13 protein-coding genes are annotated in these 14,972 nt (G+C 71.8%); 5 read left to right on the forward strand and 8 right to left on the reverse strand.

Going from position 1 to position 14,972, the window contains the following annotated elements:
• The first annotated feature begins 33 nt into the window (after positions 1-33).
• The 3 genes from AC0T5L_RS05450 to AC0T5L_RS05460 all read left to right on the forward strand — a co-directional run bounded on the left by AC0T5L_RS05450 (position 34) and on the right by AC0T5L_RS05460 (position 3,650).
• Positions 34-1,248 (forward strand): cytochrome P450, encoded by a 1,215-nt coding sequence (locus AC0T5L_RS05450; RefSeq protein WP_476164253.1) that lies wholly within the window; start codon positions 34-36, stop codon positions 1,246-1,248.
• On the forward strand, positions 1,248-2,504 hold the full coding sequence (locus AC0T5L_RS05455) for a cytochrome P450 family protein (RefSeq protein WP_476164254.1): 1,257 nt from the start codon (positions 1,248-1,250) through the stop codon (positions 2,502-2,504). Before AC0T5L_RS05450 ends, AC0T5L_RS05455 begins: the two co-directional genes overlap by 1 nt.
• Before the next feature lie 234 nt (positions 2,505-2,738).
• The gene (locus AC0T5L_RS05460) at positions 2,739-3,650 is read left to right on the forward strand and encodes a hypothetical protein (RefSeq protein ID WP_476164255.1); all 912 of its coding nucleotides are present in this window, start codon (positions 2,739-2,741) and stop codon (positions 3,648-3,650) included.
• 53 nt (positions 3,651-3,703) lie between these two features.
• Here the strand turns inward: AC0T5L_RS05460 and AC0T5L_RS05465 are convergent, their stop codons facing one another.
• From AC0T5L_RS05465 to AC0T5L_RS05485, 5 genes are all read right to left on the reverse strand, one after another.
• Positions 3,704-5,149: a nucleobase:cation symporter-2 family protein gene (locus AC0T5L_RS05465; protein WP_476164256.1), complete on the reverse strand. Its 1,446-nt coding sequence runs from the start codon at positions 5,147-5,149 to the stop codon at positions 3,704-3,706.
• A gap of 189 nt (positions 5,150-5,338) precedes the next feature.
• A complete protein-coding gene (locus AC0T5L_RS05470) occupies positions 5,339-6,610 on the reverse strand; it encodes a hypothetical protein (protein WP_476164257.1) in 1,272 nt (423 codons plus the stop codon).
• Positions 6,607-7,860 (reverse strand): hypothetical protein, encoded by a 1,254-nt coding sequence (locus AC0T5L_RS05475; RefSeq protein WP_476164258.1) that lies wholly within the window; start codon positions 7,858-7,860, stop codon positions 6,607-6,609. The genes AC0T5L_RS05470 and AC0T5L_RS05475 overlap by 4 nt, the downstream gene beginning before the upstream one ends.
• On the reverse strand, positions 7,857-8,585 hold the full coding sequence (locus tag AC0T5L_RS05480; RefSeq protein WP_476164259.1) for a hypothetical protein: 729 nt from the start codon (positions 8,583-8,585) through the stop codon (positions 7,857-7,859). Before AC0T5L_RS05480 ends, AC0T5L_RS05475 begins: the two co-directional genes overlap by 4 nt.
• Positions 8,586-8,656: 71 nt before the next feature.
• A complete protein-coding gene (locus AC0T5L_RS05485; protein ID WP_476164260.1) occupies positions 8,657-10,342 on the reverse strand; it encodes an ABC-F family ATP-binding cassette domain-containing protein in 1,686 nt (561 codons plus the stop codon).
• A gap of 389 nt (positions 10,343-10,731) precedes the next feature.
• On the opposite strand from AC0T5L_RS05485, the gene AC0T5L_RS05490 reads away from it, so the two are divergent.
• Positions 10,732-11,109, forward strand: coding sequence for a VOC family protein (locus AC0T5L_RS05490; RefSeq protein ID WP_476164261.1), 378 nt, complete (start codon positions 10,732-10,734; stop codon positions 11,107-11,109).
• Positions 11,110-11,503: 394 nt separating this feature from the next.
• On the opposite strand, the gene AC0T5L_RS05495 is transcribed toward AC0T5L_RS05490, so the two are convergent.
• From AC0T5L_RS05495 to AC0T5L_RS05505, 3 genes are read right to left on the reverse strand one after another with little or no spacing between them, the layout of a single operon-like run.
• On the reverse strand, positions 11,504-12,580 hold the full coding sequence (locus AC0T5L_RS05495) for a class I mannose-6-phosphate isomerase (protein WP_476164262.1): 1,077 nt from the start codon (positions 12,578-12,580) through the stop codon (positions 11,504-11,506).
• Positions 12,577-13,416 carry an SDR family oxidoreductase gene (locus AC0T5L_RS05500; RefSeq protein WP_476164263.1) on the reverse strand — a complete coding sequence of 280 codons (840 nt, stop codon included), beginning with the start codon at positions 13,414-13,416 and terminating at the stop codon, positions 12,577-12,579. Before AC0T5L_RS05500 ends, AC0T5L_RS05495 begins: the two co-directional genes overlap by 4 nt.
• A gap of 32 nt (positions 13,417-13,448) precedes the next feature.
• Positions 13,449-13,649: a hypothetical protein gene (locus tag AC0T5L_RS05505; RefSeq protein ID WP_476164264.1), complete on the reverse strand. Its 201-nt coding sequence runs from the start codon at positions 13,647-13,649 to the stop codon at positions 13,449-13,451.
• Positions 13,650-13,997: 348 nt separating this feature from the next.
• Here AC0T5L_RS05505 and AC0T5L_RS05510 point away from each other — a divergent pair, with 348 nt between their 5' ends.
• Positions 13,998-14,963: a TIGR03557 family F420-dependent LLM class oxidoreductase gene (locus tag AC0T5L_RS05510; RefSeq protein WP_476164265.1), complete on the forward strand. Its 966-nt coding sequence runs from the start codon at positions 13,998-14,000 to the stop codon at positions 14,961-14,963.
• Positions 14,964-14,972: the final 9 nt, after the last annotated feature.

The raw sequence follows: 14,972 nt of genomic DNA on the forward strand, positions 1-14,972 counted from the left end.
TCCCCCGCCACCCCCGCCAACGGAAGGCCCGCGATGGGTGAACCCGTCCGGCTGTACGACGACCGCTTCAACACCGACCCCCAGGGCTTCTACCAGCGGATGCGCGCCGAGCACGGGTCGGTGGTGCCCGTGCTCATGGAGGGCGGCGTTCCCGCCTGGCTGGTCATCGGCTACCGCGAACTCCACCACGTCCTGAGCAGCCCCGACGTGTTCGCGCGCAGCCCGCGCCGCTGGAACGCCTGGGACCGGGTGCCCGAGGACTGGCCGCTGTTACCGGTCCTGGTGCCCCTGCCCAACCTGCTGTCCGCCGAGGGCGAGGAGCACCGGCGCCGCACGGCCGCGGTCAACGACGCCCTCGACGGAACCGATCCCCACGAGCTGCGCACGGTCACCACCCGGATCGCCGACCGCCTCGTCGACGGCTTCTGCGCCTCCACCAGCACCGATCTGCGCACCCAGTACGCCCAGCGGCTCCCCTCCCTGCTGCTGTGCTGGATGTACGGCCTGGACGACGACCGGGGTGAGGCGGTCACCACCCTCATGGGCACCCTGTTCGACGCGGGGCCCGACTCCGTCAGAGCCCACGCCGAGATCGTCGCGGAGTTCACCGGGCTCGTCGCCGCGCGCCGGGCCGAGCCCGGGCCGGACGTGGTCTCGCGCATGATCGCCCACCCCGCGGGCTATGGCGACGACGACCTGGTCGCCGAACTGATCGCGATCCTGGGCGGGGCCCACCAGACCACCTCGGAGTGGATCGGCAACGCGCTGCGCCTGATGCTCACCGACGACCGCTTCTCCGCCTCCATGGCGGGAGCGCGCAGCAGCGTGGGGGAGGCCCTGGCCGAGGTCCTGTGGGAGGACTCCCCCTCCCAGATGAACGCCGGACGCTTCGCCGCCCACGACGTGGAGCTCGACGGCAGGCTCATCCGCGAGGGCGACCTCGTCCTGTTGGGCTTCGCCGCGGCCAACAAGGACCCCCGCCTGCGCACCGGGGAGCACGCCGAAGCCGTCCGGGGCAACCACGCCCACCTGTCCTTCTCCCACGGCGAGCACGGCTGCCCCCACGCCGCTCGGGGGATCGCCGAGACCATGGCCGCCACGGCCGTCGAGGTACTGCTGGACCGTCTCCCCGACGTCGAACTGGCCATCCCCGCCGAACAGGTCCAGTGGCGGCCCTCTCCCTGGGTCAGGGGAGTCGTGTCGCTACCGGTCACCTTCGCCCCCACGCCCCCGCAAGGAGCACACTGATGTCCTGCCCCATGCAGCACACCGCCGACGGAGTCCCACTCGTCCACGCCGTCCCCGACGATGTGCAGGCCGACCGCGAACGCCTCTACCAGGCCGGTCCCCTCACCCGGGTGGAACTCCCCGGCGGCGTCCGAGCCTGGGCCACCACCCACCACGAGGCCAGCCGCGCCACCCTCAACGACCCCCGACTCGTCAAGAGCGTCGACCACTGGGACGACTACCAGAGCGGACGGGTCCCCGAGGGCTGGCCGCTGATGGGCACGATCCCCACCGACGACACCAACATGCTGGCCCTGGACGGGGCCGCCCACCGGCGGATGCGCCGGCTCATCGCCAGCCCGTTCTCGGCGCGCCGGGTGGAGCGCTTGCGCCCGCGCATCGAGGAGATCACCGCCAGGGCGCTCGACGCCCTGGAGCCGCGCTCCGAGGAGCCGCTGGACCTGAAGTCGGAGTTCACCTTCAAGGTGCCCATAGAGGTGATCGGAGAGCTGTACGGGGTGGCCGAGTCCGAGTACGCCCAGCTCGGCGAGATGTACGCCAAGCTCTTCTCCGGAACCACGGAGGAGGGCGAGCACCTCCGGATCTACTCCTCCCTGTTCCAGTTCTTCTCCGAGATGGTCGCCCGCAAGCGCGCCGGCATCGACGAGCACGACGACTTCACCACCGACCTGCTCAGGGCGGGAGAGGACGGCGACTCCCTCAGCGACGCCGAGGTCACCATCACCCTGCTGACCGTGGTGGCGGCCGGGCACGAGACCACCGTCAACCTGCTCAACAACGTGGTACGCGCCCTGCTCGCCCACCCGGACCAGTTCGACCTGCTCAGGAGCGGCGAGACCACGTGGGAGGCGGTGATCGAGGAGACGCTGCGCTACGACCCCCCGAACAACGTCATGATGTTCCGCTTCGCCACCGAGGACGTCGAGGTCGGCGGTGAGACCATCCGCAAGGGCGAGGCCCTGATGACGCACTACGGCGCGGCGACCCGGGACCGTGAGGAGTTCGGGGAGGACCCGCACCCGGCCGTCTTCGACCCGTCGCGGACCAGGGGGCGCCACATCTCCTTCGGGTACGGCCCGCACATCTGCCCCGGGGCCCCGCTCTCGCGCCTGGAGGCCCGCGTCATCCTGCCGATGCTCTTCGAGCGCTTCCCCGACCTGAAGCTGGCCGTCCCGGACGGGGAGCTCCAGGTTCAGGCCGCGCTCTCGGTCACCAGCCTCAGGGACTTCCCGGTCGTGCTGCGCCCCCGGGCGTAACACGGCCGCGCGCTGGAACGCCCCGGGCCTGGCCGGGCCGCTCCAGTGCGCGGAGGAGGCCCGCCGGTACCGCTTGGTCGCTTCCGCCCCTTGAGGACGCGAGCGCGAGGAGGGCACGCCCGGAGCCTGCCCCGGGCCGCACCAAGAACTCCTTACGTTGCGCAGCCCCCGTGTTGACGGCCCGGGACCGTAGGCTCGCCTGGTCACGGTTTCTCATGAGGGGAGAAAACGGGCATGACGCCGACCCGGCTGGCCGCCACCGCGACCCTGGCCCTCCTCGTCGCCACCGGATGCGGACCGGAGCGGGAGGCGACCCTGACCAGTGGCGCGGAGCAGACCGAACGGGCGCCCGCACCCACCGACCGGCCTGGGCCGCGGCCCCGGGCACCAGGCTCCGGCGGGCCCGGCCCCGCCCCCGAGGAGCCCGGCGCCCCGGAGCCGAAGCCCTCCGGCGCATCCTCCACGCAGCAGCCCGCCGGCCGGGAAACGGGTAGGGAGAGCGCACCCGAGGAGACCGTGGCCGCGTACGTGGCGGCCCTCGCCCGCGCCGGGGAGCCCGAACGGATGCGCGAGGGGCTGGCGCAGGCCGCAGAGGACTCCACCGCGCACGACTACCTCACACACCAGACCGCGGTCGCCCAGGCCAGGGCGGACGGGGGCGGCGGCGCCCCGGACGCCGAGGTGAGGCACATCGGGGACGGCTACGAACTGTGCCCCGCGGGCGATCCGCCCTGTGTCTCCTACACCGGCTTCACCTCACGGGGGGCCCTGCTCACCGGCCTGCTCGTGGACGGCCGCGACCCCGGCCCCAGCCTGCTCGCCGCCGAGGGGGCGGAGGACGAGTCCGAGGGGGTGCGCGCCACCCTGCTGACCTACTACCAGTCCGCCACCGACAAGTCCCTGGTGGTGACGGTCGAGTTCACCACCGCCGACAACGCCAGCATCGACATCCCCCAGGCCTCCTACGAGCGCGGAGACGTCAGCGAGCGGGCGCAGGAGGCGGTGGGGCGCTACGAGCTCGACGCCGACTCGGCCGCCCACGCGGCGTTCTCCTTCCCCGGCGCCACCCCCGGCGGCACGCTCAGGGTGGGCGGCTGCCTGGAGGAGTGCTCGTCCCTGGTCGACATCGAACTGCCCGTCGAATAGCCGGAAGGTCCCCGACCGAAGAGGTCGGAGACCTTCCGCGCCCTTCCGGGCGCTTACTCCGGAACGCGGTTCCTCTGTTCCCCGGCCGACGGTTCCCCGCTGGGCGGTTCCCCGCCCGGGGTTTCTCCCGGTTCCTCACCCGAGGTCTCGGAAGCGGGATCCTTCGGTGACCCCAACAGGTTGAAGAACGCGTTCAGAAGCAGGGCCGACACCGCCGCCGCCACGATCCCCGAGTGCAGGATCATAGCCGCCCAGGACGGGAAACCGTCGTAGAAGGCCGGGGCGGCCACGGGGACCAGCCCGAAGGCCAACGACACGGCCACCACGACGAGGTTGTGGTTGCCCTCGTACTCCACCCGGGACAGGCTGCGGACACCCGCGGCCGCCACCGATCCGAACAGCACCAGCCCGGCGCCGCCCAGGACCGGCGAGGGGATCATCGCCACCAGGCGGCCCAGGACGGGGAACAGGCCCATGGCGACCAGGATCAGGCCGCCGACCGCCACCACGTAGCGGCTCCGGACCTTGTTGAGGGCGATCAGGCCGACGTTCTGGCTGAAGGTACTGCCGGGGAAGGAGTTCAGCAGCGGTCCCACGACCGAGCTGAGCGCGTCGGCGCGCAGGGCGTCGCCCAGCCTCCTGCCGTCCACAGGGGTGCCCACCACCTCGCCCGCCGCGAGTGTGTCCGCCACCCCCTCGGTGAGGATGACCAGCATGACCAGGCACATCGTGATGACGGCCGCGACCTGGAACTCCGGAGGGCCAAAGCGCAGCGGCTGCCCCAGGGAGAACACGGCCCCCTCCGAGACGGAGGAGAAGTCCACCCGGCCCAACGCCGCGGCCAGCAGGGTGCCTATCACCAGGCCCAGCAGGATCGACATCCTGTTCCATACCCCCGGCAGCACCTTGGACAGCACCAGGATCACGGCGAGGGTGGCCGCGGCCAGCCCGAGCCCGGCTGGCGTGGGAACGCCGGACTCGTTGTTCTCGGTGATCCAGCCCACCGCCACCGGAACGAGGCTGAGGCCGATCACCGTGATCACGCTCCCGGTCACCACCGGGGGGAAGAAGCGGATGAGCGAGGCGAAGAACGGCGCGATCAGCAGGCCGAACAGGCCCGCGGCGAGGGAGGCGCCGAACACCGCGGGCAGGCCGCCGTCGCCCGCGATGCCCACCATGGCGGTGACGGGGACGAACGAGGTGCCGATGACCAGGGGCAGGCGGGCGCCGAACCGCCACACGCCCAGGGTCTGCACCAGCGTCGCCAGGCCGCTGACCAGCAGGGCCGCACTGATGAGCACGCCCATCTCCGTCGCGGAGAGGCCGACCGCGCCCCCGACGATCAGGGGCGGGGTGATCACGCCCGCGTACATCGCGAGGATGTGCTGGAGGCCGTAGAGGACCATCAGCCGCGCGGGCGGGCGCTCGTCCTCGGGCCGGGGCGGCGGGGATTCCGAAGCGCCGGGCGCGGCTTCTCCGGTGTGCTTGGAAGGCTTCATGCGGGCCCTTCGGTTCGTCTGTGCGACATGCCGGAGCTGGGGTACGGGCCGTCGCGCCGTCGCGGACCGCACTGTTTCTCCGACATCGTCGGTGCTGGTGTGGTCCGCAGGCAACTATGTCCGTATTACATACGTCCACCGGATGTGTTGCCGCCCGGTCACATCGTCAGGCGTCCGCCGGGGCTTCCCCTACCGCCGGTGCTCGCCGCGCATGATCCGCGCGGGCAGGTCCGAGGCCACGGTGCCGTACCCGGTCGCCGACCACACGCTGTGCTCCGGCGGCACGGCGTAGTAGGGCAGCGGGCGCTCCCCGGTGGAGTCCATGACCGCGGAGGGGGCGCGGTGCTGCCGGACTGCCTTGCGGCACTCGCGGCAGGCCAGGACCCGGACCGAGCTGAACGAGGCGGGGGAGCGCCACCGGACCAGTGTCTTGCCTCCGTCGTGGCGGGGGTCGAAGAAGCAGTGCGCCGGGCTGGTCCGGTTATCCAGAGCCGCCTCGCACATGTCCAGCAGCACGTGTACGCCCACCAGGTCGGACTTGTCGGCGGCGGAGTCGAGCACCTTGGCCGCCGCGGTGTAGGCCTCCAGCGCGGCACGGACCTCCTCCGTGGAGTCCCGGCGTGAGGACACCCGGCGCCCGCACCCGGTGAGGCGTTCGCCGAGCCGGGCGCGGTACTCCTCCCGCCGGGTCCGCCCGACGGTGTCGGCCACCGTCTCCGACAGCGGCACCACGTGGATCGGGCGGCGCGACCACCAGCGCACCCCGAACCAGAGCGCCGCGACCGTGCCCACGGCGCCGCCGACCACGGCCAGGAGGTTCCAGGGCGGGCCGGTGCCGCCCCGAAGGTCCCGGTAGGCGTCCAGGGCCTCGCCCTCCTCCACCAGGTCCACGACCCGGTGCAGCCGCTCGGCCAGGGATGCCTCCGCCAGTTCGGGGTCGGTGTTGACCGCCGCCGCGGCCAGTTGCGCCGTGTCCATTCCGTCGACCACGGTGTCGTCCATGCCGTACCGGGTTCCGTGGATCGTCTCCCCGTCCCGGCCGACGGCGAAGAAGTACCCGCGCGAGTCCGCGTAGTTCGCCAGCTTGGCCGGGTAGTCCTCCAGTTTGGTCCGCTGGGCGACCAGCACCACGTAGACCGGAACCTCCGATCCCTCCAGGCGCCTCCGCAGCGTGTCCTCGGCCACCGTGCCCATGTCCGACCGGTGGGTGGGGCCGACGTAGAGGGGATCGTTCAGCGCGGCGCGCCCGCGGACCGAGGCGGCCTCGTCGTAGCGCCAGGTGTCGTCGGTGTGCTCTGAAGGCACCGAAGCGAGGGCGAACAGAGGGTCGCTGGCCAGGCCGTCGGCGGGAGCGGCGGACCGCGCAGACCGCTGCCGGGGTGTCTCGTCGGCCGCCACCGTGGCGGGTGCTCCCAGGGCGAGCACGGCCGCCAGCGCCACGAGGATCCTCAACACACTCATACTCCGATCTCGTCGCGGACCCGGCGAAAGGCGTCCCGGGGCAGGTAGGCGGTACGCGCCCAGAAGTCACCGATGTGGCGGTACAGGTCGCGGCTCCCGTCCGATCCGGCCACGATCAGGACACCGGGATACCGGTCGCTGCTTCCGACCGCCTCCGCGCAACGCGCGCACAGCATCCACGCGTCTTCCCGGAGGGCCAGGTGCGCCCTGCGTTTTACGGTCGCGGTCCCGTGCAGCGGGTTGGCCTCGCAGGGAATGACCGGAGACGCATCCGGAGCGTCCAGGAACTGCTCGCCGTAGCGAACCAGGACGATCGCGCAGACCAGTGCGGTGACGGGCAGTCCGGCGGACCGGGCGATCAGGCCCGCCGCGTCGTAGGCCTGCCTGGCACCGCCCATCCCGGGGTGCTCCGGCGGGGTCCGCTCGATCCGGCGCCGGAGCACGCGCAGTTCGCGGCGCAGCGTGGGGCGCAGCCACCAGCGCCGCGCCCGGACGGGCGTCCTTTCCTGTCGGGAGGAGGACTCGGCGGAGCTGGGCTGGGCTCCCGGTCCCGGAAACGGCCACCACCGGGGAGGCCGCGTCGGGAACCTGCCGTACCTCACTCGTACGGCCACGAGGACCAGGCCGATGAGGGCGCCGGGGAACAGCGCCGCGGACCAGAACCGTTCAGCGTCACCGCGCGGGCGCCGGACCGCGTCGCGGTCGCTGGGAGGGGCGTCCGGGACGAGCCCGCTGGAGGCCGTCGAACCGCGCGGAGCCCGCGCCACCAGGTCCAGGACCTGCTCAGTGCGTGAGCTGTGGGCGTTGCTGAGGTCGTCCGTGTCCACATCGGGGAGTCGGACGGGGCTGTCGAAGGCAGCGAGGGCCACTCGGCGGTCGCCGGTGACCGCCACGTACACCCCGTCGTGTCCGGACACCTCGTGCAGGGCGTGCAGGAACAGTGTGGGCCGGCCTCCGGTCTCGTCGTCGGGTACCGACGGGTAGACCACGACGCGGACCGACAGGTCCGCCAGCGGTTCGGAGGCCAGGCGCTCCTCCAGATCCTCCCGGCTGCCGTCCGTCCACCGGTCGCGCAGGTCGTGGTGGATGTACAGGGAACCGTCCTCCAGCTCTCCGGCGATCCGCTCCACCCGGGTCAGGTCGGTGATCTCCGGGACGGAGTCGGCCGCCCACGCGGGGGAGGACGGTGTGCACACGCCAAGGGAGAGGGCCGCGGCCAGAAGGGCGCGCCGCACGCGTACGGAGCTCACCGCCTCCCTCCGGCCCGCGGTCGGAACCGGTACCAGCGCAGGGCCGTGACGACCGCGGCGTAGAACAGGACGGCGCCCGTGGCCCCGCCCGCGAACGTCACCCACCCGTACTCGCGCCAGGTCAGGACGGCGTTGGACGACTCGGCCGCTACCCGGTCGGCCTCGGAGACCTCCACGTCCGTCCGTGAATGGAACTCGCTCCGGGCCTGCTCCGCCAGCTCCTCCACGTCGGACCTGTCAGAGGTTCGCAGCACGCGTTCGAGCTTGTCGCCGGGTTGCTCGTGCCAGCCGCCGGTGAGGCCCGCGTACTCCACGGCGCTCACCGGGATCCCCGCGGTCCGCAGGTCGGCGTGGCCGATGTAGAGGCTGTCCACGGGCAGTACCAGGAGGGGGCGGCCGCTGTGTTCGTGGACGGCTGGGGCCAGGTCCCGCGCGGCCAGGTGCTCGCTCCGGCCCGCCATGACCACCACGTCGACGGTGACGTGGTACTCGTCGAGCAGAACGCGCAGTTCGTCTGCGGTCGCCTGCCGGTCCAGGACACCGGCGAGCTCCTCCTCCACGAAGACGCCGTCGTGCTCCTCCAGCATCTGGGCGTAGAACGCCCCGGCCCCGGCGGAGGAGGTGCCGTAGTCCGGTGAGGCGTGGGACGTGGCGGGGGCTGCCAGGAGGACGGTCAGGAGGCCGGTCAGGGTCAGGAAACGAGCGAGCAATGGGGGATGTCGCATCAATAGCTTTCCGAGGCTTATGTGAGCTTTGCCAGGATATCGCTCCTCCTGTTTGGTCCTGGAAGAAGGCTCTACCTCGCCCGGCGCACCCGCCCCTCGTCCCACACCGGCTCCGGCGCCTCGTACACGCCGCCACCAGTGCCGAAGACCACGAACCGGTCGAACCCGCGCGCGAACCAGCGGTCGTGCGTCACCGCCAAGATCGTGCCCTCGTAGACCTCCAGCGCCGACTCCAGCGCCTCCGCCGACACCACGTCCAGGTTGTCCGTCGGCTCGTCCAGCAGCAGCATCGTCGCCCCCGACAGCTCCAGCAGCAGGATCTGGAACCGTGCCTGCTGCCCGCCCGAGAGCGTGTCGAAGGTCTGCTCCGCGGCCTGCGCCAGCTCGTAGCGGTCCAGCGCCCGCCCCGCCTCGTCGCGGGGCACGCCCCTGCGAGTGCCCTCGCCGTGGTGCAGGATGCCCAACAGTGTGCGCCCCGCGAACTCGGGGTGCTCGTGGGTCTGCGCGAACCAGCCGGGGAGCACCCGAGCGCCCAGCCGGGCCGTGCCCGTGTGCTCCACCGGGGGCACCTTCACCCGTTCCTCCGACGGCAGCACCGACGACTCCGGGTCGCTGCCGCCCCCGGCCAGCAGCCGCAGGAAGTGCGACTTGCCCGAACCGTTGGAGCCCAGCACCGCCACCCGCTCGCCGTACCAGACCTCCAGGTCGAACGGGCGCATCAGCCCGGTCAGCTCCAGGCCCCCGCACACCGCGGCGCGCTTGCCCGTCCGACCGCCCCGCAGCCGCATCCTCAGGTTCTGCTCCCGGGGCAGCCCCTCCGGCGGGCCCGCCTCCTCGAACCGCCGAAGCCGGGTCCGGGCCGACTGGTAGCGCGAGGCCATGTCCGAGTTGTAGGCGGCTTTCTGCTTGTAGGTGACCACCAGGGCCCTGAGCTTGGCGTGCTCGTCGTCCCAGCGCCGCCGCAGTTCATCCAGCCGCGCGAACCGCTCCCGGCGGGCTTCGTGGTAGGTGCCGAACGCACCGCCGTGCACCCACGCCGTGTTACCCGCCGCGCCCAGCTCGACCGTGACGATCCGGTCCGGGACCCGGCTGAGCAGCTCACGGTCGTGGGAGACGAACAGGACCGTCTTCGGGGTGGCCCGCAGCGCCTCCTCCAGCCAGAGCTTGCCCGGCACGTCCAGGTAGTTGTCCGGCTCGTCCAGCAGCAGCACCGGCGCCGGCCCCCGCAGCAGCGCCTCGATGACCAGGCGCTTCTGCTCGCCGCCGGACAGGGTGTTCACCTGGCGCCACCGGCAGCGCTCGTAGGGCGAGCCCAGCGCCGCCACACAGCACTGGTCCCAGACCACCTCGGCGTCGTATCCCCCCGCGTCGCCGTAGCGGGCGACCGCCTCGGCGTAGCGCATCTGCGTCTTCTCACCGTCGTCGACCATCATCGCGGTCTCGGCCGCCTCCAGGTCGGCGTGCGCCTCGCGTACCGCCGCGGGTGAGGCCGACACCAGCAGCTCGTGCACGGTGGTCTCATCGCGCACGTGCCCGATGAACTGCGGCATCACGCCCAGCTCACCGTCCAGGGTGACCGCGCCGCTCTGGGGGCGCTGCTCGCCGCGCACGATCCGCAGCAGGGTGCTCTTGCCCGAGCCGTTGGCCCCCACCAGCGCGGTCATGGAGCCCTCGCCCACCCGGAACGACACCGCGTCCAGCAGGACCCGGCCGTCGGGCAGGGTGTGGCTGACCTGGTTGACGTCGATGTAGCCCAAGACCGCTCTCCACGTGGATTCCGCCGGACGCGCCCCGCTCAGCGGCAGCGCCCCGGCAGGCTTCCACGGCCCGCTCCGCACCCGCAACCCGTTTTCCGGGACGCGGTACTGGTGGGTACTCGCACCTGGCGGCCACCTCCTGCCCGCCTTCTCCGGACCGGGGGATGGACCGGTCACGGCTTTCCACCACCAGGCGGCGACGGCAGCCAGCTTCCCTGCCGCACGACCTACGGCCCTCGCCTGGCGGCCTGGCCGGGCGAGGGCCTGAAAACACCCCGCCCCCGCTCGCCTCGCCCGGTATGGTCAGGAGGGTGTTCTCGCTGCGGGGAGCCCATGAGATCCGTGCGCGGCCACCCCGGCAGTTCCCACACTGAGAGTAGGTCTCGCCAATGGCATGCCGTATCAGTGAGCTCGTGCTCGGTTGCCAGGACCCCGAGGTGCTGGCGCGGTTCTGGTGCGAGGTCCTGGACTTCATCGTGCTCGACCGCGATCAGGAAGACATCGAGATAGGGCCGCGCGAGGGGTTCGGCGGCCCGCAGCCGACGATCATCCTCAGCCGCGACGACGAGCCGGGGAACGGGAAACTCCGGCTGCACATCGACGTCAACGCCACCGACCGCGATCAGGAAGCCGAGTTCGAACGCCTTCTGGCCGCCGGGGCCGAACCCGTCGACATCGGTCAGACCGGGGAGGAGTCCTGGCACGTCCTCGCCGACCCCGAAGGCAACGAGTTCTGTCTGCTCAAGGCCCGCCTCGCCCCACTCTGACGGCCCTTCGACGGCCACGAGGGCCGCGCCCGGGCGGAGGGGGTGCGGGCGACGTGCCCGGTCCGCGTGCTGGTGGGGGCGGTCGTGCCCTCGGACACGGTCTGCTACCCGGAGAACGCACGTGGTACGGAGACGGTGGCCGCCGCCCTACGCGTCCGACCCGCACCGGGGATCTCGAACTACCAGCCGCATCCGGAACGGACGTGTGTCGAGTGCCTGTTGGCGCTCGGCGCCTTCGACATAACACCCGCCGCGCGGTGGTGGCGCACACCGGGGTCCAGCGGTTCGGCCACCGGCGACCGTAGGCCGGAGTCCCGCGTCACCTCATGACCGGTCATGGCGTTCCCAGCGGTCAGGACGTTCGGGACGGTCCAGGACGGGCCCGTCCGTCGGCTCACAGCCCCTCACCGAGGGTGGCGATGACCTCGGGAGGGTAGCCGGCGTCGGCCAGAGGGGCGACCACGTCGCGGGCCAGGTCGGGCAGGTAGCCCAACAGCACGTCGGCCGGGCCCGGGATCTCCACCCCACCCATCGCGGCCGGCAGCAGCAGGGTCTGGGCCCGGCCCAGTTCCTCGCTCCGGTTCCCGAAGCGCACCTCGACGGGAGCCCCGACATTGGTGAGGATCTGCGCGGTGGCGAACGAGTGACGCAGGGGTTCGGCGGTGCCGGCGTGCCAGCGTTCGAGTGCGAAGTACGGTCCGGCGCAGCAGAACACCCGCTCCACGCCGTCGCCGGCCCTGATCCTCAACCCGGTGTGGAAGTCCGGCCTGGACTCCGGACGGACCTCGGCCAGCAGTGCCTCCAGGTTCGCGTGCCACTGCTCGTCCGGTACCGGTGAGCCGTCATCCATGTTCCAGCGCATCGCGTGCTGTTGGACGTCGGAGGTCTGCTCGATCTCATAGACCAGGGTCTCGGGGCCGAAGCTGTGCAGTGTGCCGCCCGGGACGTAGATCGTCTCCCCGGGCCGCACCGGCAGTCGGCGCAGCACGGCGTCGAAATCCTGGTCGAGCAGTGCCTGGTGGAGCTCCTCCCTCGTCACCCCGTTCCTGACCCCGCACAGAGCGGTGGCCCCGGGAGGCGCGTCGAGGATGTGCCAGGCTTCGGTCTTGCCGTTGGCCTGGCCCTCCAGGCGTTGGGCGGCGTCGTCGTCGGCGTGCAGGTGCACCGGCAGCGTTCCGGAGGCGTCGATGAACTTGGTCAGTACCGGGAAGAACTCCCCGGACCAGCCCCGGCCCATCAACTCCTCCGGGTACTCCGCGACGAGTTCGCGCATGGACAGGCCGGCCAGGGGACCGTCGAGTACCGTGCTGCCCCTGCCACTGACGTCGCTGACCTCCCAGGTCTCCCCGACGGCCCAGTCGGGCAGCCCCTCCTTGCCCAGGTGGCGGGCGATGGCGTGGCCACCGAACACCAGCTGCCGGGCCGGGGCGCTCACCCGCAGCGGGTGCCAGCCCGTGGTCGTCCCCGTCACAGGATCGGCTTTCCGCCGGTGACCGCGATGCGGGCACCGGAGACATAGCTGGCCTCGTCCGAGGCCAGCATCACGTACACCGGGGCCAGTTCGGCCGGCTCCCCGGCACGGGCCAGCGGTACCTCGGAGCCGAAGCTCTCCACCTGTTCGGGCGGCATGGTCGAGGGGATCAACGGGGTCCAGATCGGCCCCGGTGCCACGGAGTTGGCCCGGATGCCCTCGGGGGCCAGCATCTGGGCCAGCGTGGCGGCCATGTTGGCGATGCCGGCCTTGGTGACGTTGTAGGGCAGCAGGGTGGGAGGCGGGGTGTCGGAGTTGACCGACGTCGTCCCGATGATCGACGATCCGGGCCGCATGTGCGGCACGGCGGCCTTGGCGAGGTGGAAGAACGCGCTGAGGTTGGTCGCCAGGGTGTGGTCCCACTCCTCGTCGGGGATCTCCTCGAGCGACTCGTGGGTCATCTGGAAGGCGGCGTTGTTGACCAGCACGTCCACCCGGTCGAACTCCTCCACCGCCTTCGCGACGAGGGCCCGGCAGTGGGACGGGTCCGACACGTCTCCGGGAAACAGGACGGCCTTCCGGCCGGCCTCGCGCACCAGTCCCGCGGTCTCCTGCGCGTCATCGTGCTCGTCCAGGTAGCCGATGAGCACGTCGGCGCCCTCGCGGGCGAACGCGATGGCCACCGCTCGCCCGATGCCGCTGTCGGCGCCGGTGATGACGGTCGCCTTGCCGGTGAGCCGCCCCGACCCCCGGTAGGACTCCTCGCCGTGGTCGGGCCTCGGGTCCATGGCGTCGGTGCGGCCGGGCGGGGTCTGCTGCTGCGAAGGTTGGGACACGGCGTCCTCCCGTAGACAAAGTGACCACAACGCTACGTTCTGTTGACGGTGATGGCGTGAAGGGACACGGCCTTCTCCGTAAAGGCCGAATTCAACGCCGGGCACACCACTCTCGCGGGTGGCCCGACGGCCCGGGGCACCCTCAGGTCGGCCATCCCGGCGCCCTGCCCGCCGCCCATGGCCACCACGGTCCCGCCGGGCAGCCTCGTGCCGCAGGGGTGCAGCAGTGCCATGTCGAGTCGATGTGCGGATAGCGCCGGGGGGACCTGCGGCCGTTCCCCGGCCCCTGGTCACCGGGGAAGGGGACGATGCCGCGGGAACCGCCGTCACCGGCCTGCACCGCGTCCCCGACGAACTGGAGGCGCCGGACAGCGTGATCTCCCAGAGGGAGCAGGCCCGGGCTCCGGACGGGCGCCGGCCAGCCGAGTGGAACGGCGTCGAGGACCTTTGGAGTGATCACCCGGCGTGTGCGGTAACGATCCTATCGTCACACAAGGTAGTTATGGAGGGTCTGATGCGGGCGGTCCGTGGTACGCGGAGCCCACGGGAGCGGGACCGAACCACCGAGCGGGAGAGCGCGGATGCAGATCGGATACAAGCTGGCGACCGAGGCCTTCGGTCCCGAGGAGCTCATTCGCCAGTCGGTACTGGCCGAGCGCGCCGGATTCGACTTCGTGGAGATCAGCGACCACTTCCACCCCTGGCTGGACAACCAGGGCCACTCGCCCTTCACCTGGACCGTGCTCGGCGCCATCGCGGCCAGAACCGAGCACATCGGGCTGGTGACCGGGGTGACCTGCCCCACCGTGCGCTACCACCCGGCGATCATCGCCCAGGCCGCGGCGACCCTGGCCCTGGTCTCGGGAGGGCGCTTCGTCCTCGGGGTCGGCTCGGGGGAGCGGCTCAACGAGCACGTCGTGGGCCAGGAGTTCCCCGACTCGGTCCACGTACGCCACGACATGCTGCGCGAGGCACTGGAGATCATCCGACGCCTGTGGAACGGCGGCTACCAGTCCTACGAGGGCGACTACCTGCGCCTGGAGGACGCCAGGGTGTTCGACCTGCCCGAGGAGGCGCCGCTGATCGCCGTCGCCGCCAGCGGCGCCGAGTCGGCCCGGCTCGCCGCCGAACTCGGCGGCGGGCTGTTCGCCACCGAGCCCAAACCGCAGATCGTGCAGGACTTCCGCGACGCCGGAGGCGACGGCCCGGGCTACGCCGAGGTGCCCATGGCCTGGGCCGAGGACGAGCACACCGCCGCCCGGGCCGCCCTGGAGACCTCCCGATGGGCGCTGACCGGCTGGAAGGTCATGAGCGAGCTGCCCAACCCGGTCAACTTCGAGGCCGCCACCACCACGGTCCGGGAGGAGGACGTCCTGGGCCACTTCGCCTGCGGCCCGGACCCGCAGCGCTACGTCGAGGCCGCCCGGGGATACGTGGACGCGGGCTTCGACCGCCTGGTCATGCAGAACGCCGGCCCGGACCCCGACGGTTTCATCGCCTTCTACCAGGAGGAGCTGGACCAGCGCATCCGCCAACTCGCCTCCTGAGCAGCACGG

This window comes from Nocardiopsis sp. TRM 82005, from assembly GCF_056312425.1.

Bases quoted from the DNA above. Each gene is read 5' to 3' on its own strand.
- AC0T5L_RS05450 (WP_476164253.1), top strand. From the start codon at position 34: ATGGGTGAACCCGTCCGGCTGTACGACGACCGCTTCAACACCGACCCC.
- AC0T5L_RS05455 (WP_476164254.1), top strand. From the start codon at position 1,248: ATGTCCTGCCCCATGCAGCACACCGCCGACGGAGTCCCACTCGTCCAC.
- AC0T5L_RS05460 (WP_476164255.1), top strand. From the start codon at position 2,739: ATGACGCCGACCCGGCTGGCCGCCACCGCGACCCTGGCCCTCCTCGTC.
- AC0T5L_RS05465 (WP_476164256.1), bottom strand. From the start codon at position 5,149: ATGAAGCCTTCCAAGCACACCGGAGAAGCCGCGCCCGGCGCTTCGGAA.
- AC0T5L_RS05470 (WP_476164257.1), bottom strand. From the start codon at position 6,610: ATGAGTGTGTTGAGGATCCTCGTGGCGCTGGCGGCCGTGCTCGCCCTG.
- AC0T5L_RS05480 (WP_476164259.1), bottom strand. From the start codon at position 8,585: ATGCGACATCCCCCATTGCTCGCTCGTTTCCTGACCCTGACCGGCCTC.
- AC0T5L_RS05490 (WP_476164261.1), top strand. From the start codon at position 10,732: ATGGCATGCCGTATCAGTGAGCTCGTGCTCGGTTGCCAGGACCCCGAG.
- AC0T5L_RS05505 (WP_476164264.1), bottom strand. From the start codon at position 13,649: ATGGCACTGCTGCACCCCTGCGGCACGAGGCTGCCCGGCGGGACCGTG.
- AC0T5L_RS05510 (WP_476164265.1), top strand. From the start codon at position 13,998: ATGCAGATCGGATACAAGCTGGCGACCGAGGCCTTCGGTCCCGAGGAG.